The 22,192-nt window shown below is 71.6% G+C and carries 22 protein-coding genes; 13 read left to right on the top strand and 9 right to left on the bottom strand.

Annotation, left to right across the window (positions count from 1 at the left end; genetic code table 11):
- The first annotated feature begins 99 nt into the window (after positions 1-99).
- From atpA to AB0E02_RS31740, 6 genes are all read left to right on the top strand, one after another.
- Positions 100-1,692 carry a F0F1 ATP synthase subunit alpha gene (gene atpA, locus AB0E02_RS31765; RefSeq protein WP_030414137.1) on the top strand — a complete coding sequence of 531 codons (1,593 nt, stop codon included), beginning with the start codon at positions 100-102 and terminating at the stop codon, positions 1,690-1,692.
- 20 nt (positions 1,693-1,712) lie between these two features.
- Positions 1,713-2,633 (top strand): F0F1 ATP synthase subunit gamma, encoded by a 921-nt coding sequence (locus AB0E02_RS31760; protein WP_030414136.1) that lies wholly within the window; start codon positions 1,713-1,715, stop codon positions 2,631-2,633.
- Between the two features lie 5 nt (positions 2,634-2,638).
- Entirely contained in the window at positions 2,639-4,081 is a 1,443-nt protein-coding gene (atpD, locus tag AB0E02_RS31755; protein WP_362145730.1) for a F0F1 ATP synthase subunit beta, read from the top strand.
- 108 nt (positions 4,082-4,189) lie between these two features.
- Positions 4,190-4,573 carry a F0F1 ATP synthase subunit epsilon gene (locus AB0E02_RS31750; protein ID WP_261955682.1) on the top strand — a complete coding sequence of 128 codons (384 nt, stop codon included), beginning with the start codon at positions 4,190-4,192 and terminating at the stop codon, positions 4,571-4,573.
- A gap of 163 nt (positions 4,574-4,736) precedes the next feature.
- On the top strand, positions 4,737-5,180 hold the full coding sequence (locus tag AB0E02_RS31745) for a DUF2550 domain-containing protein (protein WP_362145725.1): 444 nt from the start codon (positions 4,737-4,739) through the stop codon (positions 5,178-5,180).
- Positions 5,181-5,378: 198 nt separating this feature from the next.
- Positions 5,379-5,762 (top strand): VOC family protein, encoded by a 384-nt coding sequence (locus AB0E02_RS31740; RefSeq protein ID WP_362145722.1) that lies wholly within the window; start codon positions 5,379-5,381, stop codon positions 5,760-5,762.
- A 177-nt stretch (positions 5,763-5,939) separates the two neighbouring features.
- Here the strand turns inward: AB0E02_RS31740 and AB0E02_RS31735 are convergent, their stop codons facing one another.
- On the bottom strand, positions 5,940-6,629 hold the full coding sequence (locus AB0E02_RS31735; RefSeq protein WP_362145720.1) for a response regulator transcription factor: 690 nt from the start codon (positions 6,627-6,629) through the stop codon (positions 5,940-5,942).
- On the bottom strand, positions 6,626-7,864 hold the full coding sequence (locus tag AB0E02_RS31730; protein WP_362145718.1) for a histidine kinase: 1,239 nt from the start codon (positions 7,862-7,864) through the stop codon (positions 6,626-6,628). Before AB0E02_RS31730 ends, AB0E02_RS31735 begins: the two co-directional genes overlap by 4 nt.
- Positions 7,865-8,036: 172 nt before the next feature.
- Between AB0E02_RS31730 and AB0E02_RS31725 the strand changes: the two genes are divergently transcribed.
- Positions 8,037-8,630: a hypothetical protein gene (locus AB0E02_RS31725; RefSeq protein ID WP_362145715.1), complete on the top strand. Its 594-nt coding sequence runs from the start codon at positions 8,037-8,039 to the stop codon at positions 8,628-8,630.
- 194 nt (positions 8,631-8,824) lie between these two features.
- On the opposite strand, the gene AB0E02_RS31720 is transcribed toward AB0E02_RS31725, so the two are convergent.
- Genes AB0E02_RS31720 through AB0E02_RS31710 form a run of 3 tightly spaced genes read right to left on the bottom strand, consistent with a single transcriptional unit; the run spans position 8,825 to position 10,958 of the window.
- Positions 8,825-9,397 carry a cob(I)yrinic acid a,c-diamide adenosyltransferase gene (locus AB0E02_RS31720; RefSeq protein ID WP_030815491.1) on the bottom strand — a complete coding sequence of 191 codons (573 nt, stop codon included), beginning with the start codon at positions 9,395-9,397 and terminating at the stop codon, positions 8,825-8,827.
- Positions 9,398-9,407: 10 nt separating this feature from the next.
- Positions 9,408-10,163: an ABC transporter permease gene (locus AB0E02_RS31715; protein WP_362145710.1), complete on the bottom strand. Its 756-nt coding sequence runs from the start codon at positions 10,161-10,163 to the stop codon at positions 9,408-9,410.
- Between the two features lie 12 nt (positions 10,164-10,175).
- On the bottom strand, positions 10,176-10,958 hold the full coding sequence (locus AB0E02_RS31710; RefSeq protein ID WP_362145708.1) for an ATP-binding cassette domain-containing protein: 783 nt from the start codon (positions 10,956-10,958) through the stop codon (positions 10,176-10,178).
- An 80-nt stretch (positions 10,959-11,038) separates the two neighbouring features.
- On the opposite strand from AB0E02_RS31710, the gene AB0E02_RS31705 reads away from it, so the two are divergent.
- From AB0E02_RS31705 to AB0E02_RS31690, 4 genes are all read left to right on the top strand, one after another.
- Positions 11,039-11,680: a TetR/AcrR family transcriptional regulator gene (locus AB0E02_RS31705; RefSeq protein WP_362145705.1), complete on the top strand. Its 642-nt coding sequence runs from the start codon at positions 11,039-11,041 to the stop codon at positions 11,678-11,680.
- 165 nt (positions 11,681-11,845) lie between these two features.
- Complete coding sequence (locus tag AB0E02_RS31700; RefSeq protein WP_030414125.1) at positions 11,846-12,694, top strand: 3-hydroxyacyl-CoA dehydrogenase family protein; 849 nt, start codon at positions 11,846-11,848, stop codon at positions 12,692-12,694.
- Positions 12,695-12,839: 145 nt separating this feature from the next.
- Positions 12,840-13,163: an STAS domain-containing protein gene (locus AB0E02_RS31695; RefSeq protein WP_030414124.1), complete on the top strand. Its 324-nt coding sequence runs from the start codon at positions 12,840-12,842 to the stop codon at positions 13,161-13,163.
- 327 nt (positions 13,164-13,490) lie between these two features.
- On the top strand, positions 13,491-16,094 hold the full coding sequence (locus tag AB0E02_RS31690; protein ID WP_362145700.1) for an ATP-binding protein: 2,604 nt from the start codon (positions 13,491-13,493) through the stop codon (positions 16,092-16,094).
- 93 nt (positions 16,095-16,187) lie between these two features.
- Here AB0E02_RS31690 and nucS read toward each other — a convergent pair whose 3' ends face one another.
- Positions 16,188-16,850: an endonuclease NucS gene (gene nucS / locus AB0E02_RS31685; RefSeq protein ID WP_030414122.1), complete on the bottom strand. Its 663-nt coding sequence runs from the start codon at positions 16,848-16,850 to the stop codon at positions 16,188-16,190.
- Between the two features lie 249 nt (positions 16,851-17,099).
- Here nucS and AB0E02_RS31680 point away from each other — a divergent pair, with 249 nt between their 5' ends.
- Entirely contained in the window at positions 17,100-17,492 is a 393-nt protein-coding gene (locus AB0E02_RS31680; RefSeq protein ID WP_030414121.1) for an SCO5389 family protein, read from the top strand.
- Between the two features lie 109 nt (positions 17,493-17,601).
- On the opposite strand, the gene AB0E02_RS31675 is transcribed toward AB0E02_RS31680, so the two are convergent.
- Complete coding sequence (locus tag AB0E02_RS31675; RefSeq protein ID WP_362145695.1) at positions 17,602-18,651, bottom strand: LLM class flavin-dependent oxidoreductase; 1,050 nt, start codon at positions 18,649-18,651, stop codon at positions 17,602-17,604.
- Between the two features lie 192 nt (positions 18,652-18,843).
- Here AB0E02_RS31675 and AB0E02_RS31670 point away from each other — a divergent pair, with 192 nt between their 5' ends.
- Positions 18,844-19,161 carry an ATP/GTP-binding protein gene (locus tag AB0E02_RS31670; RefSeq protein WP_362145692.1) on the top strand — a complete coding sequence of 106 codons (318 nt, stop codon included), beginning with the start codon at positions 18,844-18,846 and terminating at the stop codon, positions 19,159-19,161.
- A gap of 32 nt (positions 19,162-19,193) precedes the next feature.
- Here AB0E02_RS31670 and AB0E02_RS31665 read toward each other — a convergent pair whose 3' ends face one another.
- The gene (locus AB0E02_RS31665; RefSeq protein ID WP_362145813.1) at positions 19,194-20,078 is read right to left on the bottom strand and encodes an ABC transporter permease; all 885 of its coding nucleotides are present in this window, start codon (positions 20,076-20,078) and stop codon (positions 19,194-19,196) included.
- A 443-nt stretch (positions 20,079-20,521) separates the two neighbouring features.
- Complete coding sequence (locus tag AB0E02_RS31660; RefSeq protein ID WP_362145689.1) at positions 20,522-21,721, bottom strand: ATP-binding cassette domain-containing protein; 1,200 nt, start codon at positions 21,719-21,721, stop codon at positions 20,522-20,524.
- Positions 21,722-22,192 lie beyond the last annotated feature (471 nt).

The raw sequence follows: 22,192 nt of genomic DNA, 5'->3' as shown, positions 1-22,192 counted from the left end.
GACGGCGGCCCGAGTTGGGCCGTAAGCGGAAAGCCCCTGGGGGACCACCCCAGACCCCGCAAGTAACTTCGGGCCCAACAAGGAGAGCAGGGAACCCAGATGGCGGAGCTCACGATCCGGCCGGAGGAGATCCGGGACGCGCTGGAGAACTTCGTCCAGGCGTACAAGCCGGACGCGGCCTCGCGCGAGGAGGTCGGCACGGTTAGCGATGCCGGTGACGGCATCGCACACGTCGAGGGGCTGCCCTCGACGATGGCGAACGAGCTGCTGAAGTTCGAGGACGGCACGCTCGGTCTTGCGCTGAACCTGGAAGAGCGCGAGATCGGTGCGGTCATCCTCGGTGAGTTCAGCGGCATCGAGCAGGGCCAGTCGGTGCAGCGCACCGGCGAGGTGCTCTCGGTCGCCGTGGGCGAGGGCTACCTCGGCCGCGTCGTCGACCCGCTGGGCAACCCGATCGACGGCCTCGGCGAGATCGAGACCGACGGCCGCCGCGCCCTGGAGCTGCAGGCCCCGGGCGTCATGGTCCGCAAGTCGGTGCACGAGCCGATGGAGACCGGCTACAAGGCCGTCGACTCGATGGTGCCGATCGGCCGCGGCCAGCGTCAGCTGATCATCGGTGACCGCCAGACCGGCAAGACCGCCCTGGCCGTCGACACGATCATCAACCAGCGCGACAACTGGCGCTCGGGCGACCCGAAGAAGCAGGTCCGCTGCATCTACGTCGCCATCGGCCAGAAGGGCTCCACCATCGCGTCCGTGCGCGGCGCGCTGGAGGAGGCCGGCGCCCTGGAGTACACCACCATCGTCGCCGCCCCGGCGTCCGACCCGGCGGGCTTCAAGTACCTCGCGCCCTACACCGGCTCGGCCATCGGCCAGCACTGGATGTACCAGGGCAAGCACGTCCTGATCATCTTCGACGACCTTTCGAAGCAGGCCGACGCCTACCGCGCCGTGTCCCTGCTCCTGCGCCGTCCGCCGGGCCGCGAGGCCTACCCGGGCGACGTCTTCTACCTGCACTCGCGTCTGCTGGAGCGCTGCGCCAAGCTCTCCGACGACATGGGCGCCGGCTCGATGACCGGTCTCCCGATCGTCGAGACCAAGGCGAACGACGTGTCGGCGTTCATCCCGACCAACGTCATCTCCATCACCGACGGCCAGTGCTTCCTGGAGTCGGACCTGTTCAACGCCAACCAGCGTCCGGCGCTGAACGTCGGTATCTCCGTCTCCCGCGTCGGTGGTTCCGCCCAGCACAAGGCCATGCGCCAGGTGTCCGGCCGGCTCCGCGTGGACCTCGCCCAGTACCGCGAGCTGGAGGCGTTCGCCGCCTTCGGTTCCGACCTGGACGCGGCCTCCAAGGCGCAGCTGGAGCGCGGTAAGCGCATGACCGAGCTGCTCAAGCAGAGCCAGTACAACCCGTACCCGGTCGAGGACCAGGTCGTCTCCATCTGGGCCGGCACCAACGGCAAGATGGACGACGTCCCGGTCGAGGACATCCGCCGCTTCGAGCGCGAGCTCCTCGACCACCTCCACCGGGAGAAGAAGGACCTCCTGACCAGCATCCGCGAGGGCGCCAAGATGTCCGACGACACCATCGGGGCGATCTCCGAGGCCGTCGACGGCTTCAAGCGGCAGTTCGAGACCTCGGACGGCAAGCTGCTCGGCGAGGACACCACGGCCGGCACGAGCAAGTGACGACGGAAGGGACCTGATCCATGGGAGCCACGCTCCGGGTCTACAAGCGTCGCATCCGCTCCGTCACCGCGACCAAGAAGATCACCAAGGCGATGGAGATGATCGCCGCCTCGCGCGTCGTCAAGGCGCAGCGCCAGGTGGCGGCGTCGACGCCGTACGCGAGTGAACTGACCCGCGCGGTGACAGCGGTTGCCACCGGCTCGAACACCCAGCACGCGCTGACGACCGAGGCGGAGCGCCCGGTCCGGGCCGCACTGCTGCTCATCACGAGCGACCGCGGTCTGGCCGGCGGATACTCCTCCAACGTCATCAAGGCCGCGGAGCAGCTCACCGAGCGGCTCAAGGCCGAGGGCAAAGAGGTCGACGTCTACATCGTCGGGCGCAAGGGTGTGTCGTACTACAGCTTCCGCGAGCGCAAGGTCGTGGAGTCGTGGACCGGTTTCACCGACAGCCCGACGTACGCGGACGCCAAGGCGATCGCCGCACCGCTGATCGAGGCCGTGCAGAAGGACACCGCGGAGGGCGGCGTGGACGAACTCCACATCGTCTTCACGGAGTTCGTCTCGATGATGACGCAGACGGCGCTCGACGACCGGCTGCTGCCGCTGTCCCTGGACAAGGCGGCCGCCGAGTCGGCGGAGTCGTCCAAGGGCGAGATCCTTCCGCTGTTCGAGTTCGAGCCGTCGGCCGAGGACGTCCTCGACGCCCTGCTGCCGCGGTATGTCGAGTCGCGGATCTACAACGCGCTGCTGCAGGCCGCCGCCTCCAAGCACGCCGCCACCCGGCGTGCGATGAAGTCGGCGACCGACAACGCAGAAGAGCTCATCAAGTCGCTCTCGCGGCTTGCCAACGCGGCCCGCCAGGCCGAAATCACCCAGGAAATCAGCGAGATCGTCGGTGGCAGTGCCGCACTGGCCGACGCGACCGCGGGGAGTGACTGACAACTATGACCACCACTGTTGAGACGGCCGCGGCGACGGGCCGCGTCGCCCGTGTCATCGGCCCGGTCGTCGACGTGGAGTTCCCCGTCGACGCGATGCCGGACATCTACAACGCGCTGACCGTCGAGGTCGCGGACCCGGCCGAGGCCGGTGCCAAGAAGATCCTGACCCTTGAGGTCGCCCAGCACCTGGGCGAGGGCCTGGTTCGTGCGATCTCGATGCAGCCCACCGACGGTCTGGTCCGCCAGGCCGCGGTGACCGACACGGGCAACGGCATCACCGTCCCGGTCGGCGACATCACCAAGGGCAAGGTGTTCAACACCCTCGGTGAGATCCTGAACAAGCCGGAGGCCGAGGCCGAGGTCACCGAGCGCTGGGCGATCCACCGCAAGGCGCCGTCCTTCGACCAGCTCGAGTCGAAGACCGAGATGTTCGAGACCGGCGTCAAGGTCATCGACCTGCTGACCCCGTACGTCAAGGGCGGCAAGATCGGTCTGTTCGGTGGAGCCGGTGTCGGCAAGACCGTTCTGATCCAGGAAATGATCTACCGCGTGGCCAACAACCACGACGGTGTGTCGGTGTTCGCCGGTGTCGGCGAGCGCACCCGTGAGGGCAACGACCTCATCGAGGAGATGCAGGACTCCGGCGTCATCGACAAGACCGCGCTGGTCTTCGGTCAGATGGACGAGCCGCCGGGCACCCGTCTCCGCGTCGCGCTGGCCGGTCTGACCATGGCGGAGTACTTCCGCGATGTGCAGAAGCAGGACGTGCTGTTCTTCATCGACAACATCTTCCGCTTCACCCAGGCCGGTTCCGAGGTGTCGACCCTGCTCGGCCGGATGCCCTCCGCGGTGGGTTACCAGCCGAACCTGGCCGACGAGATGGGTCTCCTCCAGGAGCGCATCACCTCGACCCGTGGTCACTCGATCACCTCGATGCAGGCGATCTACGTCCCCGCGGACGACCTGACCGACCCGGCGCCGGCGACGACCTTCGCGCACCTCGACGCGACGACGGTCCTCTCCCGTCCGATCTCGGAGAAGGGCATCTACCCGGCGGTCGACCCGCTGGACTCGACGTCCCGGATCCTGGACCCGCGCTACATCACGCAGGAGCACTACGACTGCGCCTCGCGCGTCAAGACGATCCTGCAGAAGTACAAGGACCTCCAGGACATCATCGCGATCCTCGGTATCGACGAGCTCGGCGAGGAGGACAAGCTCACCGTCCACCGCGCCCGTCGCATCGAGCGGTTCCTGTCGCAGAACACCCACGTGGCGAAGCAGTTCACCGGCGTGGACGGTTCGGACGTGCCGCTGGACGAGACGATCTCCGCGTTCAACCAGATCGCGGACGGCGACTACGACCACTTCCCCGAGCAGGCCTTCTTCATGTGCGGCGGTCTCGAGGACCTGAAGAAGAACGCCAAGGAGCTGGGCGTCTCCTGACCCCCGTACCGGTTCCGGGGGCGGCCCTGGCCGCCCCCGGTCCGTACGACCACTAGTATTTGACCCAACATCTGCCACACCAGGCAGGTGGAGACCCGAGGAGCCATCGTGGCTGAGCTGCACGTCGAGTTGGTCGCCGCCGACCGTCAGGTCTGGTCCGGCAAGGCCAGCCTGGTCGTCGCGCGCACCTCGTCGGGCGACATCGGCGTCATGCCCGGACACCAGCCGCTGCTCGGCGTGCTGCAGTCGGGCCCGGTGACGATTCGTACGACCGGCGAGAGCGGGGACGGCACCGTCGTCGCCGCCGTGCACGGCGGCTTCATCTCGTTCGCCGACAACAAGCTGTCCCTGCTCGCAGAGGTGGCCGAGCTGTCGGACGAGATCGATGTCCAGCGCGCGGAGCGGGCCCTGGAGCGAGCGAAGTCGGACGCTGACGCGGCCGCCGAGCGTCGCGCCGATGTCCGGCTGCGTGCGGTGACGGGCGTTCACTGAGCCCCGTCACCGACGAGATCGATCCTCAGCCGCGGGCTGCCCGGAATTCTCCGGAGCGGCCCGCGGCTGAGGCAATGCAGGTGCGTTTCCTCCCCCGCAAGCGGGAGGTACTCCCACCCCGGTTCCGTCCGGGGCACCCAACGAGGCGAGGAGGTCGGTCGAGATGGTCCTCGCTCTGCTTGTGAGCGGCGCGGTCGTGGTGCTGGTGCTGCTGGGGCTGTTCGTCTTCGGACTGAGGCGGCGGCTCATCCAGCGGTCCGGCGGCACCTTCGACTGCAGTCTGCGCTGGAACGTGCCGGAGAACGAGCCCAGCGGCAAGGGCTGGATCTACGGCGTGGCGCGCTACAACGGCGACCGGATCGAGTGGTTCCGGGTCTTCTCGTACGCGCCCCGGCCCCGCCGCCTGCTGGAGCGCTCCGCCATCGAGGTGCTGGAGCGCCGCACCCCGCAGGGTGAGGAGGAGCTCGCCCTGCTCTCCGACTCCCTCGTGCTGGCCTGCCGGCACCGCGGCACCCGTCTGGAACTGGCCATGAGCGAGGACGCGCTCACGGGTTTCCTGGCCTGGCTGGAGGCAGCCCCGCCGGGGCAACGGGTCAATGTGGCGTGAATAAGGGGCCTCGTTGATGGGGGTACCTCCCGGACGAAGTCTGGGGGAGGGGCAATGTGGCGTGAGGGCCTGGGCCTGAGGGCCTCTGGCCCCTTTTGGGCCGTGTATCGAACGTGCTGTCAGGGGCCTGAGTTCTGCGCGCGAAGAATGAGCGCGACTCGGTGGCGTTCGGCGTGGGGATCCGGAAGGCTCGCGCGCATGGTCTCGGTATTGCGGAACGTGGCGATCGACTGTGCGGATGCCTACGAGCTGGCCCGGTTCTGGAGCAATGTGACCGGCCGTCCACTGCATCCGGAGGACAGGCCGGGTGACCGGGAGACTCAGGTGCTGCTGGCGGAAGGCCCGATGTTGTACTTCAACCAGGTGCCCGAGGCCAAGACGGTCAAGAACCGGATCCATCTGTGTGTGCGCCCCGATACCTCGCGCGATCAGGAGGTGGAGCGGCTGCTGGGCCTCGGTGCCACCTTTGTCGCCGATCACCGGAACCCCGATGGTTCAGGCTGGGCGATCCTCGCCGATCCCGAAGGCAACGAATTCTGCGTTCTGCGCAGTGAGTCCGACCGGGCCGCCATGAATTCCTGACGCTCACCCGCCGTCCCGGCCCGGTGCCCCTTGAGGCGATTGATGCCGCGTTCGACGGCGTGGCGCTCGCGGTGGTCGGTCCTGTCGCACGTCGGCGGGCGGCCATCGCGAGCGCCGCACGGGCGGGGAGGGCATTCCCCATGGCCGGGGGGTTCTCCACGGCCGGGAAGGGGTTTTCTACGGCCCGTCGACTCCCAACTCCTGGGCCAGTACTGCCGCTTGGACCCGGCTGCGGAGGTCGAGTTTGGCCAGCAGGCGGCTGACGTGGGTCTTGACGGTGGCCTCGGCCATGGCCAGCCGTAAGGCGATGTCGGCGTTGGAGAGGCCGCGGCCCAGACAGCCCAGTACCTCGCGTTCGCGCGGCGTCAGTGCGTCCAGGACCGCCGGGTCGGGGGCGTCCGCGTCCCGCGCCGCCCGTGCCGCCGTACGGGGGCTGGCGAATTCCGCGATCAGCCGCCGGGTGACCGCGGGGGCGATCAGGCCCTCGCCGGACGCCACCGTGCGCACCGCGGTCAGCAGCGCAGCCGCATCGCTGTCCTTGAGCAGGAAGCCGGCGGCGCCCGCCCGCAGCGCCCCGAAGACGTACTCGTCCAGGTCGAAGGTGGTCAGCACCAGGACGTCGGCCAGCTTCTCGGCGACCACCTGGCGGGTGGCGGAGACACCGTCCAGCCGCGGCATCTGAATGTCCATCAGGACGAGGTCGGGCCGCAGTTCCCGGGCCAGCCGGACCGCCTCCTCACCGTCCTCCGCCTCCCCGACGACATCGATGTCGGGGGCGGAGCGCAGGATGAGGACCAGCCCGGCCCGTACGGCGGACTGGTCCTCGGCGACGAGTACCCGGATCGGCTGCGCTTCGGCGCCTGTCATCGTTGCTCTTCCTCCTCGGCCGCGGGCAGCGCTGCCCGCACCAGCCAGACTGTGCCGGCCGGCCCGCTCTCCGGGCCGGCCTCGAATGCCCCGCCCAGCAGGGCGGTCCGTTCGCGCATCCCGACCAGGCCGGTGCCCGACCCCGGGGCCCGGGGGCCGGGCCGGTCGGCGAACGGGCTGCGGACGGTGACGGTGAGCGCCCCGCTGCGGTCGCGGGCGATCCGCACCCGGACCTCGCCGGGCGCGGCGTGCTTGAGCGCGTTGGTCAGGGACTCCTGGACGATGCGGTAGACCGCCAGCTCGAACGGGGCGGCGGTGCGGGGCCCGGGCCCGGTGCCGTCCGGGTGGCGGGCGTCGTCCAGGACGAAGGTCAGCCCGCTGCTCGCGCCGTTCGTGCGGGCCTGGGCGATCAGCGCGTCCAGCCCGTCGAGGGTGGGGGTGGCGGCCGGCTCCTCGGCGTACTCGGCGGTGGCCTTCGGGTCGCGCAACAGGCCGATCAGCCGGCGCATTTCGGACAGGCCCTGCACGCTGTTCTCCCGGATGACGCCGAGCGCCTCGCGGGTTGCGGACGGATCGTCGATGGACTGGGCGGCGGTGGCGTGGATCGCGATCGCGGACAGGTGGTTGGCGACCATGTCGTGGAGTTCCCGGGCCATCCGCGCGCGTTCGCCCGCCACCGCCTGGGTGCGGTCCATCTCCGCCAGCAGCGCGGTCTGCTCGGCCCGCAGTCGGGCGGACTCGGCGGCGTCGCGGTGGTTGCGGATGATCAGGCCGGTCCAGGCCGGTGCGACGGTGATCACCGCGATGCCGATGACGACCATCACGACCTGCGGGTCGGGCCACGCCGCGGTCAGCGCGACGGCCGCCACGACCGTGCCCAGCACCGAGTGCAGCGGGATCCGGCGGGCCGCGGCGGCCGGGCCGTAGAGCACCGCCGCGTAGACGACGTCGGTGAACATCAGGACGGTGGCGACGAGCGTGCCGGCGCAGATGTCCAGCGCCAGGGCGGGCACCGCGATGCCCAGGGCCGTCATCGGGGCGGTCCGGCGCAGCAGTTCCGCGCCGGACATCGCGGTGAGCGACAGGAGGGTGAGCGAGGGCGGCAGTCCCAGCTGCGGTGGTCCGCCGTGCAGGTTCAGCGTCCACAGCAGCAGTCCGCCGAGCAGCCCGCCGCCCGCGATGAGCAGATCGAGTCGGTGCGGCCGGCCGAGGGCGGCGGGGGAGCTGGCGGTCACCCCTCCATCAAACACGGCGACGGCGCCCGCTGCCTCCACGTCGCGGTCATCCCCGTCCTCCGCCGGCTACATCGAAAGATGCAGTGCGGGATCGTCGCAGGTGACGACGTTTCGGGCGGCCGCCGCTGGGAGGGTTGAGGTATTCGGTGGAAGATCCTGAGAGGAGGCGGCCGTGGTCGTCACGCTGATCATCGCCTGTGAAGTCGGCTTCTGGGTGCTGCTGGCGGGGGGCCTGGCCCTGCGCTACCTGGCGCGGATGCCGCGGACCGGGGCGGCGGTGCTCCTGCTGGAACCGCTGCTGGAGCTGGTGCTGCTGATCGTCACCGCGATCGACCTGAAGAACGGCGCCTCCGCCGACTGGAAACACGGACTGGCCGCGCTCTACATCGGCTACACGGTCGCCTACGGGCACTACACGATCAAGTGGGTCGACGGGCACTTCGCGCACCGCTTCGCGGGCGGCCCGCGGCCCCCGAAGCGTTACGGCATGGACCGCGCGAAGCACGAGGGGATGCTGTGGCTGCGCACGGTGGTGTGGGTGGCCCTCGCGATCGGGCTGCTGCAGCTGGCGATCTGGTACGTCGGCACGGACGGCGACACGGCGTCGCTGCGCGGCTGGCAGGGCACCTCGCTGCGCATCCTGATGATCCACGGCGTGATCGCCCTGACCTACCTCGTCTGGCCGAAGAAGGCCCCCAGGGACACCCCCGCCGCCACCCCCACCACCGAAGCGACCCCCACCCCGCAGCAGAAGACCCTGCGCTGACGGGCCCCGCCGCCCGACCCCGGCGCCCGCCGGCCGGCCGCCGCCCGCTCGTCAGCCTCCCCGCCCGCTCGTCAGCGTTCCCCGCCCGGGACCCACAGGACGTCGCCGATTTCCTTGTTGGCGGTGCGCGCCAGGATGCTGTGTTTTCCCGGGGGATGACCCCCGGACCCCCAGCCGGTCCCGCCGCCCGCTCGTCAGCGTTCGCCGCCCGGGACCCACAGGACGTCGCCGATTTCCTTGTTGGCGGTGCGCGCCAGGATGAAGAGGAGGTCGGAGAGGCGGTTGAGGTAGGTGGCGGTGAGGGGGTTCATGGTGTCGCCGTGTTCCTCGAAGGCGGCCCAGGTGGAGCGTTCGGCGCGGCGGACGACGGTGCAGGCCTGGTGGAGGAGGGCCGCGCCGGGGGTGCCGCCCGGGAGGATGAAGCTGCGCAGTTTGTCGAGTTCGGCCAGGAAGCGGTCGCAGTCGGCCTCCAGCTTGTCGATGTAGCTCTGCTCGACGCGCAGCGGGGGGAACTCGGGGTTCTCGGCCACCGGGGTCGACAGGTCCGCACCCACGTCGAACAGATCGTTCTGCACGCGGGTGAGGACCTTGACGACCTCGGTGCCGAGCTGTCCCAGGGCGATGGCGGTACCGATCACCGCATTCGCCTCATTGGCGTCGGCGTAGGCCGCGATCCGCGAATCGGTCTTGGCGGTACGGCTCATGTCGCCCAGGGCCGTGGTGCCCTTGTCGCCGGTGCGGGTGTAGATGCGCGTCAGATTCACCATACGGGCGAGACTACGCCGCGGCCCTCCGGAAGGCGCGGGTGCCGAGTGCCAGGGACGCCGCGGCGAGGGCGAGTGCCACCACCGCGCCGTACAGGACCGCCGAGGACGCGTAGTCGCCGACGAACGCCGCCCGTACCGCGTCCACGAGGTAGCGGAACGGCATGACGTGCGAGAGGACGTCCAGCCACGCCGGGGCCAGCGTCATCGGCAGCATCAGCCCGGACAGCAGCATCGAGGGCATGGTGACCGAGTTGATCACCGGCCCGAATTCCTGCGGTGAGTTCACCCGCAGCGCCAGCGCGTACGACAGCGAGGCCAGCGCCACGGTCAGGACGGCGACGAACGCGAAGCCGATGAGGATGCCGGGCAACGGCGCCCGCAGCCCCATCACCAGCGCCGCCAGCACCAGCAGCACCGCCTGGAAGACGAACAGCGCGGCGTCCCGCAGCACCCGCCCCAGCAGCAGCGCCGACCGGCTCACCGCCGTCACCCGCATCCGCTCGACGACGCCGAACTGTTTCTCGACGATGATGCCGAAGCCGCAGAACGAGGCGCCGAACAGCCCGAGTTGGAGCAGCAGGCCGGGCACCAGCACCTGCCAGGAGCTGCCGGCCGAGGGCAGCGGCAGCCCGGTCAGCAAGGGGCCGAAGAAGAGCAGGTACAGCAGCGGCATCAGCACGCCGAAGAGCATCTGCAGCTTCGAGCGCAGGGTCTGCCGGGCGTAGCGGCCGAAGACCAGCGCGGTGTCGGACAGCAGGGAGGACATGGGGGTCGGCTCCTAGACGGCGAGGGGGGTGGTGTCCCGGGGCGTGATGCCGCGGCCGGTGATGGCGAGGAAGGTGTCCTGGAGGGACGCGTCGGGGGAGCCGCCGTGGGCGCGTTTGAGGGCGTCCGGCGTGCCGTCGGCGGCCACCACTCCCTTGTCGATGATCACCAGCCGGTCGGCGAGCGCATCGGCCTCGTCGAGGTAGTGGGTGGTGAGGAACACGGTCGTGCCGTGCTCGGTGCGGATCCGGCGGACCAGGTCCCACAGGTCGGCGCGGCTGCCCGGATCGAGGCCGGTGGTCGGCTCGTCGAGGAAGAGGACCTCGGGGCGGTGGGCCAGGCCCATGGCGACGTCCAGCCGGCGTCGCTGGCCGCCGGAGAGGGTCGCGGTCTTCCGGTCCAGGAGGTCGGTCAGGCCCAGGTCGGCGGCCAACTCCTCGGCACGGTCCCGGGCTTCGGCCTTGCCCAGGCGGTAGAGGCGGGCCTGGGTGACGAGTTCCTCGCGGACCGAGACGTTCGGGTCGACGCCGCCGGACTGGGCGACGTATCCAGAGGCGCGGCGCACCCCGGCCGGATCGCGGGCCAGGTCGCAGCCGGCGACGGTCGCGGTGCCGCCGGTGGGGGCGAGCAGGGTGGTGAGCATCCGCAGGGTGGTGGTCTTGCCGGCGCCGTTGGGGCCGAGGAAGCCGAGGATCTCGCCGCGCTCGACGGTGAGGTCGATACCGCGGACGGCCTCGACGGGGCCGCGTTTGGTGGGGAAGGTCCGGGCGAGGCCGGACGTGCTGAGTACGGGCATGCCGCAAGAAAAACAGAGAGCATGAAAAATTGCAACGCCCCCAAAATTTCAGTGACGCCAGACAGGGGTAGCCTGAGGGCATGGCAGACGGACTCAGGGAGCGGAAGAAGCGGCAGACCCGCCAGTACATCTCGGACATGGCGACCGGTCTCTTCCTGGAGCGCGGCTTCGACGCGGTGACCATCGCGGAGATCGCCGAGGCCGCCGACGTCTCCGTCAACACCGTGTACAACTACTTCCCGGCGAAGGAGGACCTCTTCTTCGACCGCAGCAAGGGGGTCGTCGACCGGCTGTCGCGGTTCGTACGGGCCCGGCGCGCGGGGGAGTCCGCCGCCCTCGCCGTCCTGCGGGAGCTGCGCGAAGAGGTCGAGAGCGTTTCACCCAAAGTGGGACTCATCGAGGGCTATGAGCGCTTCATGAAGGTCGTCCACGGCTCGCCGTCCCTCCAGGCCCGCCTGTGGCACCTGCAGCGCGAGCAGTACGAGGACCTGGAGGCCACCCTCCGGGAGGAGACCGGCGCGGCGGCCGACGACCCGATGCCCGCCCTGATGGCCGGCCAGATCAACTGGGTGCACCAGACGTTGATGACGACCATCGCCCACGAGATGATCGCCGGCCGCAAGCCCGCGGTGGTCTCGCGCGAGGCGCTGGTCCTGCTGGACGAGATGGAGGAGCTGCTGAGCGAGCGGGTCCTCAACTACGGGGTGCGCGGCGCCGGCTGAGCGCGCGCGACCTCGCAGGAGCGCCGCCCCGGGTGTGATGTCCGCCATGTCGGGTGACGGGCGGGCGTGACGCGCATCTCTTACCCACCAATGGATCGCCAACGACCGCTAACGTCACCCGAAGACCGACAGACTTTCAAATGCACAGGGTGTGAGGGGACAGCAGTGGCAAAGAAGCTCGCCGTCATCGGCGCCGGACTGATGGGGTCCGGTATCGCGCAGGTCTCCGCCCAGGCGGGCTGGGACGTGGTGCTCCGCGATGTGACGGACGAGGCCCTGGCCCGCGGCAAGGGCGGCATCGAGGCCTCGTACGAGAAGTTCGTCACCAAGGGGAAGCTGGCCGCGGCCGACGCCGAGCAGGCGCTGGCGCGCATCACCACCACCACCGACCTGGAAGCCGCCGCCGACGCGGACATCGTCGTCGAGGCGGTCTTCGAGCGGATCGACGTCAAGCGCGAGATCTTCCGGACGCTGGACAAGCTCGTCAAGGACGAGGCGGTGCTGGCCTCCAACACCTCCGCCATCCCGATCACCAAGATCGCCGCGGCCACCTCCCGCCCCGAGCGGGTCGTCGGCACGCACTTCTTCTCGCCGGTGCCGATGATGCAGCTCTGCGAGCTGGTACGCGGCTACAAGACCAGCGACGAAACCCTCGCCACGGCCCGGGAGTTCGCCGAGTCCGTCGGCAAGACCTGCGTCGTCGTCAACCGCGACGTGGCCGGCTTCGTCACCACCCGGCTGATCTCGGCGCTGGTCGTCGAGGCCGCCAAGCTCTACGAGTCCGGCGTGGCCAGCGCCGAGGACATCGACACCGCCTGCAAGCTGGGCTTCGGCCACGCCATGGGCCCGCTGGCCACCGCCGACCTGACCGGCATCGACATCCTGCTGCACGCCACCGACAACATCTACACCGAGTCCCAGGACGAGAAGTTCGCGCCGCCGGAGATCATGCGACGCATGGTCGACGCGGGCGATATCGGACGCAAGAGTGGGCAGGGCTTCTACGAGCACTGATACCGCGTCAGGTCGTTGGGCCTGATGGGGTCACCCCATGGGGTGAATTCGGTATCGGTTCGCTTACAGGCGGCAACTTCGCCGCATGAGAGGCAGTCAGATCTGTAGACGTCCATGCATGAACCCATGACACAGGGGAGCGCATATGCACATCAGGGGCGACCACGCCGAGCTGGTCGTCGAGGGCCGCCTCGACGTCCGCAGCGCGGCGGACGCCCGGACGGCGCTGCACACGGCCGTCGACTCCGGCCGGGGTGACCTGGTGCTGGACCTCACCGCGCTGGATTCCTGGGACGCCACCGGCCTCGGTGTGATCATGGGCGCACACCGTAGGGCCGGCCGGGTCAACCGGCGGCTGGTACTGCGCGGGGTGCCGCCCCAGATGCAGCGTCTGCTGGTCGCCACCCGGCTCCACCGCATCCTCGCCATCGAGGGCGGCATCGAAGCCGAATCGCTTCCCCGGGTGTGACAGCCCGGGCACGAGCAGGGGGAGCGCGCCGGAGGAACGGGGGACCTGCGCGCTCCCGGAAGCCCTGCGCGACCTCTCCGGAAGCCCCTTGCGCTCCCGGAGAGGACACGCGCAGAACACGTCACAACGGCTGAACCGGGAGCTTTCGGGCAGTGCCCGCCCCCGCCCGTGCAAGGCCCCGCGCTCCGGGTCTAAGGTTCGGATCCCGCCCGTATGCCATCATCCGCGGCGGACACCGGACCGGACGCGACGGCGGGGGCCACCTGCCGCGGCAGACGCGCGGACGGCCGGAGCGCATTCGGCACGGTACACGTGGGAGCTTGCAGCATGGACCCGAACACTCACCGGGGGCCTGAGGAACACGGCGAGCAGGGCACTCCTGCCGATCCGCCGGCCCCCGCGTTCGGCGGCGCGAAGGGCGGCCCCAACGGCCCGGCCCGCGTCGTCCGGCTCGTCTCGGGCAACTACCTCGTCACCGTCAACCCCGTCGACGGCAGCGAGATAGAGCCCTGCCCACCCGGTGAACGCCCCGCCGAACCCGTCCGGCTCGGCGCCCAGGAGCGCGCCACGGCCGCCCGCGCCGCCGCACCCCCGGTGCCCCCGGGACCGCCCGGATCCGCCGGGCACGGCAGCACGCTCGAAGAGCGCACCGAGGACATCGAGCGCCTGGTCCGGCTGCTCTCCCGCGGCCGCTCGGTACGCCTCACCGGCCCGGCAGGCTCCGGCCGCACCCGTCTGCTGGACGCCGTCGCCACCGCCTGCGCCGACCTCGCCCCCGACGGCGTGGTCCGGCTCTCCGGCTACCACCGCACCGCCACCGACCTGCTGTACGCCCTGTTCGCCGCGGTCCACCGCGCCCCGCAGCACCGCCCGGACCGGCCCGAACTGCTCCGCCTGGTCGCCGAGATCGGCGCCATCGTCGTCCTCGACGACCTCGAATTCGGCGGCGCCGCGCTCGACGAACTGCTCGACGCCACCCCCGAATGCGCCTTCCTGATCGCCGCCACCCCCGACGTCGCCGCGCCCAGCGCCGCCTCGCACCTCGAAGAGGTCTTCCTCGGCGGCATCGGCCGGGCCGGCTGCGTACGCATGCTGGAGCGCGCCGTGGACCGGCCGCTCACCGACGACGAGGCGGCCTGGGCCGCCGACCTGTGGTTCGAGTCCGAGGGGCTGCCGCTGCGGTTCGTGCAGGCCGCCGCGCTGCTCCGGCAGCGCGACCGGCGCCGCAACCGCGCCGGCGCCCTCGACGACGGCTACGGCCTCTTCCCGGCCGAGCAGCCCGGGGCCACCGACGGCGGTGGGGCCGGATCCGACGCGGACGGCGCCGACGGAACCGAGGACACCCCGGAGGCCCCGCTGCCCTCCCTCGGCGAGGCCGCCGCGCCCGCCCCGCTGCTCGCCGAGGGGCTGAGCGCCGCCGCCCGGGAGACCCTGCGGTTCGCCGTCGCGCTCGGCGGCGAGCTCCCGCACCAGGCGCACCTGCCGGCCCTCACCGAGGACACCCACGCCGACGCCGCCCTCGGCGAACTCCTCGCCTGCGGACTGATCACCCCGGTCGGCAGCCACTACCGGCTCGCCGCCACCGTCCTGGACCAGCTCACCGCGGCCGGCTACGCCGAGGACGCCACCGCCCGGGCACACACCGCCGCCCAGCACTACGCCTGGTGGGCCGGCCACCCCTCGGTCACCCCCGAGCGGGCCGCCGCCGAGTCCGACGCCGCGCTCGCCGCGATGGCCGTACTGACCGGCAGCCGGGAGAGCGGACACGCCAGCGCGGCCGTACTGCTCGCCCGTACCGCCGCCCCCGCCTTCGCCGTCGCGCTGCACTGGAGCGCCTGGGAACGCGCCCTGCGGCACGGCCAGGAGGCCGCCCGGCTGGCCGGCGAGGTCGCCGAGGAGGCGTACTTCCACCACGAGCTGGGCGTCCTCGCGCTCTGCACCGGCAGCCTCGACCGGGCCCGCGCCGAACTGGAGGCGTCCATCGGACTGCGCGGTGTGCTCTCCGACCGCAACGGCGCGGTGGCCGGACGGCGCGCGCTGGCGCTGGTCACCGACCGGTCCCGGGCCGCCTCCGCGGCCACCACGGCCGTCCCGCAGCTCCCGCCGGCCGGCTCCGGAGGCAAGCCCTCCGCCGGGCCCCGCGCGGACGGAGCCGCCTCGCCCGACGCGGTGTCCACCGCCAAGCTGCGGCTGACGTCCGCCGCCGAGGCGACCCCGGCGACCGTGCTCTCCCGCAACGTCTCCTCGACGGCAGCCACGACGGCCCTCCCCGCCACCACGGGCACCGGCGGCGCCAAGGGCGTCAAGGCACTGCTCGGTGCCCGCCGCAACCTCGTCGCGGCCGGCGCCGGAGCCCTGCTCGTGGCCGTCTTCGGCACCGTCATCACCCTCGGCATGACCTCCGGCGGCGAGGACGCCCCCGACAACAAGGTCAGCACCGAGCAGACCACCGACGACGGCACCAGCCCCGACCTGCCGGCCGCGGACCCCACCACCGGCACCGGCCTGCCGCCCACCGGCCACGGCGCCAAGCCCGCCCGGACCGGCCGCCCCGGCACCCCGGCCCCGTCGACCAGCGGCTCCGCCACCACCGGCGAACCCACCGACCCCGGCACCGACCCGACCGACCCGACCGCCGACCCCACCACCCCGACCGGCCGGCCCACCACGCCCACCGACCGGCCGACCCGGCCCACCCACCGGCCGACGAGCGAGCCGACCGACCCGACGCCGACCGATCCCAGCACCGAACCGACCGACCCCACCCCGACCGACCCGACGACCGACCCGGCGACGCAGAAGCCCTCCCAGAGCAGCGCCGCCTCCGCCTCCGCGCCCACCGGCAGCTCCCCGGCGGGCACGGACGGCAGCAGCACGTCCTCGGGCGGCACGGCCTCCTCCGCCGGCACGCAGAGCGCCCCGACCGCGTAACGCCCCCGTACGACACGGCGCGACGGCCCGGTACCGAGAGGACCGGGCCGTCGGGCCGTGTGCCGTATGCGGGTCTGTTCCGCCGGGGCCGGGTCAGAACAGCCGGAGCTTGTCGTCCTCGATGCCGCGCAGGGCGTCGTAGTCCAGCACCACGCAGCCGATACCGCGGTCGGTGGCCAGTACCCGCGCCTGCGGCTTGATCTCCTGCGCCGCGAAGACGCCCTTCACCGGCGCCAGGTGCGGGTCGCGGTTGAGGAGTTCGAGATAACGGGTGAGCTGCTCGACCCCGTCGATCTCGCCGCGCCGCTTGATCTCGACGGCCACGGTCTGCCCATCGGCGTCCCGGCACAAGATATCCACCGGCCCGATGGCAGTGGGGTATTCACGCCGAATCAGCGAATAGCCCTCGCCGAGGGTTTCGATCCGGTCCGCGAGAAGTTCCTGGAGGTGCGCCTCCACACCGTCCTTGATGAGACCCGGGTCGACGCCCAGCTCGTGCGAGGAGTCGTGCATGACCTCTTCGAGGGTGATGATGAGCTTCTCGCCCCCCTTGTTCTCCACCGTCCACACGTCCCCGTCGCCCTCCTTGAGAGTGCAGGGCGGGGACATCCAGTTGAGGGGTTTGTAGGCCCGGTCGTCCGCGTGGATGGAGACCGAACCGTCCGCCTTCACCAGGATGAGGCGCGGTGCGGAGGGAAGGTGGGCGGTGAGCCGGCCCGCGTAGTCCACGGAGCAGCGGGCAATGACGAGACGCATGGTGCGCCACGCTACTCGACCGAGGGCCGGCTACGCGATTCGCCCTGGACGGAGGTGCCTTTACGGGGGAAACCCCCGCACCCCAGGCGCTCACCAATGGCCGGTTGTATGTGCAATCTCCTGGTGCGGGCCTCTTGCGCGGCATACCGTTGAAGCGGGGGGTCGTGAGGCGAACACGCTCCGTCGCGAAACCCCTTGTCCCAGCCCTAGGCCCCGTCCGTCCCGGCGGGGCCGCGAGAGGAGAACCTCATGTCGCTCGACGTCTCACCGGCCCTCCTCGAACAGGCCGAGCGAGGCGAGGTCGACGAAGCCGCTTTTGTCGACTGCGTCCGGAACTCCCTCCCCTACGCATGGGGGATGATCAGCTCTCTGGTGGCCCAGCTGAAGGTCGACGGCGGAGAGTTCGCCGACAACCAGACGCCGCCGCCGGACGAGCAGGCGCGCGGTCAGCTGCTGCGCGCACTGGCGAGTGACGCGATCCGCGGTTCGCTGGAGCGCCACTTCGGGGTGCGCCTCGCCTTCCAGAACTGCCACCGGGTGGCGGTCTTCCCGCTCGACCCGGCGGTGGACGACCGGCTGGCCCGGTTCACCTCCGTCCGGGGCCAGCTGCTCAATCAGTCGCCCGAACTCCGCGACTGCTGAACGGAGTTGCTGCCGCTGCCGTACGCGGGGTTGGGCGCGCCCCGCAGACGGTGCGCCAGCGGCAGCACCACCGCACGGCGACGGCGACCGCACGCCGCCGCCCCACGGATCACACCAGTTGCGGCAGGACCTCCGTGCCCAGCCGGCGGACGTTCTCCTCCGTCGCCGCGAGATCGCCGGAGCCCTCGACGAGCAGCGCGAAGCGGGTGATGCCGGTGCGCTCCGACGTCGCCGCCAGGCGGTCCGCGCACCACTGCGGCGGGCCGACCGGATGCAGCCCGCACAGCAACTCCGTGTACGCCAGCGGATCGCGCATCGACCGATAGCGCCCGTCGACCGTCACATGCGCGCCCAGACCCTGCCGCAGCCAGCCGGGCATCGCCTTCATCAACGTCTCCCTCGCGGCCTCCCGGGCATCGGCGATCTGCACCACACCCGCCGAGACGTGCTCGGCCGCGGCGATCTCCTCCGGGGCCCGGCCGGCCTCCCGCGCGGCCGCCCGCCACAGCGCGATCATCTCCGCCTTCTCCTCGTCACCGCAGTGCATGCCCAGCAGCATGGGCAGCCCGCGCGCGGCGGCCATCCGCACCGACGACGGGGAGGTGCAGGCCACCACCACGGGCGGACCCGGCGGCCCGGCCCCCGGCTCGTCCGGAGCGATCAGCGCCTGGTCCGGCCGCGGCACCACCGCCACCTCGCGGAAGGCGTACCGCTCGCCCTGCGCCCCGACCCGGGGCTCGCGCAGCCAGCGCAGCAGCAGATCGAGCGACTCGGGGAAGCCGTGGTCGTACGCGGCGAGCCCGGAGCCGAAGACCTCCAGATCCACCCAGGGGCCGCCCCGGCCGACGCCGAGCGTGAACCGCCCCTCGGACGTCAGGTGCAGCAGCGCCGCGGACTCGCCGAGCGCCACCGGATGCTGGGTCGGCAGCACGCTCACCGCCGTCCCGACGCCGATCCGACGGGTCCGGCCCAGCAGCAGCGCGGCCAGCGTCACCGCATTCGGGCAGACGCCGTAAGGTACGAAGTGGTGTTCCGCCAGCCAGACCGCATCGAGGCCCGCCTCCTCCGCGACCACGGCGGAACGCACCGCCCGGTGCAGTGCTTCCCCCTGTCCCTGACCGGGGAATTGAGCGGCCAGGATGAAAGCTCCGACACGCATCGCTCTCTGCCTCCTCGCAGCCGACGCGACTCCCCCCTTACAGGCAACAACGCCTGACACGTGCCAAGGGCACGGCCTCGCCGGGAATTTCCCGATGATCACAGAAACCTGCCGTCCGGAACGGGCCCTGCCGAGCGCCGCGTACGCTGGTGACAGCCCGTGACCCCGCTTCCCCCTTTATGAGGTGTGCCCGTGTCCCCGCGTCGAAACCGCCAGCACGGCGGTGCGAAGCCCATCGACCGCACGGGCGGCGACCGTTACGGGCTCGAACGGACCGAGGAGTGGCGCGGCGAGGAGTGGGTCGTACGGCAGGTCGGGGGCGGCGGCGCGGCCAAGCACTACCGCTGCCCCGGCTGCGACCAGGAGATCCCGCCCGGCGTCCCGCACGTCGTCGCCTGGCCGCAGCACGGCGACGTCGACGACCGCCGGCACTGGCACCGCGCCTGCTGGAACGCACGGGACCGCCGGAGCGCACGGCTCCAGCGGTCCCGTAATGCGCCTCGCTACTGAGGCCTCGCCCGATTCACCGGGTCCGGGTCGTCCTAGACATCGCGCTGGGCGACGGCGGCGTAGGCACCGCCCAGCACCACCGCGGTGACCCCGGCCAGGATCCACAGCGGGGTCCAGCCCGAGGGGCCACTGGGCAGGAACGGAATGTCGTAGAGCGTCGCCAGCGCGCTGGGCACGGAGTACTCGATCAGCGCCCGCTGGAGCTCCTTCACGCTCTCGCCCTGCAGGAACAGCGCCAGCAGCATCGGCAGCAGCACCAGGCCCATCATGGCGCTGATGGCACCCGCCGAGTGCCGCAGCAGCGCGCCCACGCCCAGCGCCAGCAGACCGAGCAGCGCAACGTACAGACCCGCGCCCAGGGTGGCGCGCAGCCACTGGTCGGTGGTCGGCGCCGGGCCGTTGAGCATCCCGAAGTCGAGCAGCGCGACCAGCGTGGTGGCGATCGTGGTGATCACCAGCGCCAGCCCGAAGAACACGATCGCCTTCGCGGTCAGCACCCGCACCCGGCTGGGGCAGGCGGTCAGCGTCGTACGGATCATGCCGGTGCCGTACTCCGAGGAGATCGACAGCACGCCCAGGGTGATCACGCACAGGCTGCCGAGCAGGACGCCGACGAACCCGACCGCGAGCAGCGGGTCCATCTCGCGGTCCGAGCCCGCGGCGAGGGTCGCCAGCAGACCGATGCCGACGATCAGCAGCAGCATCACGCCCAGCGTCCAGATCGTCGAGCGCACCGAGCGGATCTTCGTCCACTCCGAGGCCAGCGCATGGCCGAGATGGGCCGGCCGCACCGGAATGGGCGAGACGTAACCACCGGCGCCCATGGGGGCGGGCGGCGCGACCGGCGGCTGCGCCTGGACCTGCGGCTGCCCCTGCGGCGCGGGCGCCGGTACGGGCGGCTGCGCCTGGAGGATCATCGTGCCGCCCCCGTTGGCCGGCGGCTGCGCCTGCGGGGCGGCGGCCTGCGGGGCCTGGGCGGGCGGCTGGGGCTGCTGGGCCTGCTGAGGTTGCTGCAGCTGGGCCTGCTGGGGCTGCTGGGGCTGGGCCTGGAGCATCATCGTGCCGGCGTCCTTGCCCTTGCCGGGCCCGTGCGCGGCGAGCGGCCGCGGCTCGGGCATCGGCTGTGCCTGGAGCATCATCGTGCCGCCCTCCTTGGCCGGAGGCGGGGCGGGGGACTCGGCGGGGGACTGGGCCTGGAGCATCATCGTGCCCGCGTCCTTGGCGGGCGCGGGCTGCTCCGGCGCAGGCGGTGCGGGCGGTGCGGTGGGCGGCACGGGAGGTGCGGCGGGCGGCACCGGCGGCTGGGCGGCGGCTTCCTGCGGGGCGCGCTCAGGCTGGGCCTGCGGCTGCTGAGGGCTGGTCATCGGGCGTCCTCGGTGTGGGGCACGGTCTGGTCGGCGGGGGCGGCGGGCGGCATCGGCGCGGCGGGCGGCTGCCCGTAAGGGTGGGGCGCCCCGTACGGTGCGGGTGCCCCGTACGGGTGACCCTGAGCCGGCGCGGGCGGCGGGTACCCCGGCCCGGGAACGGCGCCGGCCGCCTGCTGGGCGTACGGGCTGGGCAGCTGACCGGGAACCCCCGGGCCGCCGCCGTACCCCGGCGGGGCGTACCCCGCCGGGACCTCCTGCAGACCGGCCCGCGGGTCGCTGGTCGAGCGGTAGTCCACGGCACCCTGCGTCATCCGCATGTACGCCTCTTCCAGGGACGCCTGGTGCGGCGACAGCTCCCACAGCCGGACGTCGGCCTCGTGCGCCAGGTCACTGATCCGCGGCAGCGGCAGCCCCGTCACCCGCAGCGCACCGTCCGGCTCCGGCGTGGCCCGACCGCCCGCCTCGCCGATGACGGCGGTCAGCTTCTCGCGCTGCTCCGGCTCGGAGTCGGGCGTCCGCACCCGGGCGAAATCGGCCGAGTTGGCCGAGATGAAGTCCTTGACCGACATGTCCGCGAGCAGCTGCCCGCGGCCGATCACGATCAAGTGCTCGGCGGTCAGCGCCATTTCGCTCATCAGGTGCGAGGAGACGAAGACGGTACGCCCCTCGGACGCGAGCTGCTTCATCAGGTTCCGGACCCAGAGGATGCCCTCCGGGTCCAGGCCGTTGACCGGCTCGTCGAAGAGCAGCACCTGCGGATCGCCGAGCAGCGCCGAGGCGATGCCGAGCCGCTGGCCCATGCCCAGCGAGAAGCCCTTGGACCGCCGCCCGGCGACGTCCTGGAGACCGACCACGCCCAGCACCTCGTCGACCCGCCGGGCCGGAATGCCGGACAGCTGCGCCAGCGACAGCAGATGCGCGCGCGCACTGCGTCCGCCGTGCACGGCCTTGGCGTCGAGCAGCGCGCCCACCTGGCGCGGGGCGTTCGGGAGGCTGCGGAACGGGCGGCCGGCGATCGTGGCGCTCCCCGACGTCGGTGCGTCGAGCCCCAGAATCATCCGCATGGTCGTCGACTTCCCGGACCCGTTGGGCCCCAGGAAGCCGGTCACCGTGCCCGGCCGCACCTGGAACGACAGGTTGTACACGGCCGTCTTGGCGCCGTAGCGCTTCGTCAGGCCGACTGCCTCGATCATTCTCCGCCCCTCGCAGATGGTCGGGGCAGAGGCGCCCTCGTGCCCCCGTGAGGATTAGGAGGCTATCGGTGCGTTGACGGTTCCCGTTAATCCCCTTCGCTGCGCTTTGCAGTGCCGCCCACGTACCTGGCTGTCCCGCCGTGGGGGTTGCTCGCCGTTGCGCGCTTTGCGGCGCCCCGCACGTACCCGTCTGTCCCGCCGCGGGGCGTCTGGCCGTTGCGCTTTGCGGCGCCCCCGCACGTAGCTGTCTGTCCCGCCGCGGGGCGTCTGGCCGTTGCGCTTTGCGGCGCCCCCGCACGTACCCGTCTGCTGCGCCGCGGGGTGTGGTTCGCCGTTGCGCCTGCGGCGGGCTGGGTGGTGTCGGGTGCGGTGACGGGCCTGCGGGGCCGGTGTTTGGGACTGCTGTCGCTTTACGTCCCAAACACCGGCCCCACCCGCCCGTCCCCAACCCGTGGTGGGGGGGGAATCATT

The organism is Streptomyces sp. NPDC048196 (assembly GCF_040652715.1).
GTDB classification, from domain to species: domain Bacteria; phylum Actinomycetota; class Actinomycetes; order Streptomycetales; family Streptomycetaceae; genus Streptomyces; species Streptomyces siderophoricus.
Note: the sequence above shows the minus strand (reverse complement) of the source record. Positions and strands in the feature narration are given on the sequence as shown.

Bases quoted from the DNA above. Each gene is read 5' to 3' on its own strand.
- AB0E02_RS31710 (WP_362145708.1), bottom strand. From the start codon at position 10,958: ATGCCCGTACTCAGCACGTCCGGCCTCGCCCGGACCTTCCCCACCAAA.
- AB0E02_RS31665 (WP_362145813.1), bottom strand. From the start codon at position 20,078: ATGATCCTCCAGGCGCAGCCGCCCGTACCGGCGCCCGCGCCGCAGGGG.
- AB0E02_RS31740 (WP_362145722.1), top strand. From the start codon at position 5,379: ATGGTCTCGGTATTGCGGAACGTGGCGATCGACTGTGCGGATGCCTAC.
- AB0E02_RS31720 (WP_030815491.1), bottom strand. From the start codon at position 9,397: ATGGTGAATCTGACGCGCATCTACACCCGCACCGGCGACAAGGGCACC.
- AB0E02_RS31745 (WP_362145725.1), top strand. From the start codon at position 4,737: ATGGTCCTCGCTCTGCTTGTGAGCGGCGCGGTCGTGGTGCTGGTGCTG.
- AB0E02_RS31660 (WP_362145689.1), bottom strand. From the start codon at position 21,721: ATGATCGAGGCAGTCGGCCTGACGAAGCGCTACGGCGCCAAGACGGCC.
- nucS (WP_030414122.1), bottom strand. From the start codon at position 16,850: ATGCGTCTCGTCATTGCCCGCTGCTCCGTGGACTACGCGGGCCGGCTC.
- AB0E02_RS31690 (WP_362145700.1), top strand. From the start codon at position 13,491: ATGGACCCGAACACTCACCGGGGGCCTGAGGAACACGGCGAGCAGGGC.
- AB0E02_RS31695 (WP_030414124.1), top strand. From the start codon at position 12,840: ATGCACATCAGGGGCGACCACGCCGAGCTGGTCGTCGAGGGCCGCCTC.
- AB0E02_RS31735 (WP_362145720.1), bottom strand. From the start codon at position 6,629: ATGACAGGCGCCGAAGCGCAGCCGATCCGGGTACTCGTCGCCGAGGAC.
- AB0E02_RS31715 (WP_362145710.1), bottom strand. From the start codon at position 10,163: ATGTCCTCCCTGCTGTCCGACACCGCGCTGGTCTTCGGCCGCTACGCC.
- AB0E02_RS31675 (WP_362145695.1), bottom strand. From the start codon at position 18,651: ATGCGTGTCGGAGCTTTCATCCTGGCCGCTCAATTCCCCGGTCAGGGA.
- AB0E02_RS31705 (WP_362145705.1), top strand. From the start codon at position 11,039: ATGGCAGACGGACTCAGGGAGCGGAAGAAGCGGCAGACCCGCCAGTAC.
- AB0E02_RS31760 (WP_030414136.1), top strand. From the start codon at position 1,713: ATGGGAGCCACGCTCCGGGTCTACAAGCGTCGCATCCGCTCCGTCACC.
- atpA (WP_030414137.1), top strand. From the start codon at position 100: ATGGCGGAGCTCACGATCCGGCCGGAGGAGATCCGGGACGCGCTGGAG.
- AB0E02_RS31680 (WP_030414121.1), top strand. From the start codon at position 17,100: ATGTCGCTCGACGTCTCACCGGCCCTCCTCGAACAGGCCGAGCGAGGC.
- atpD (WP_362145730.1), top strand. From the start codon at position 2,639: ATGACCACCACTGTTGAGACGGCCGCGGCGACGGGCCGCGTCGCCCGT.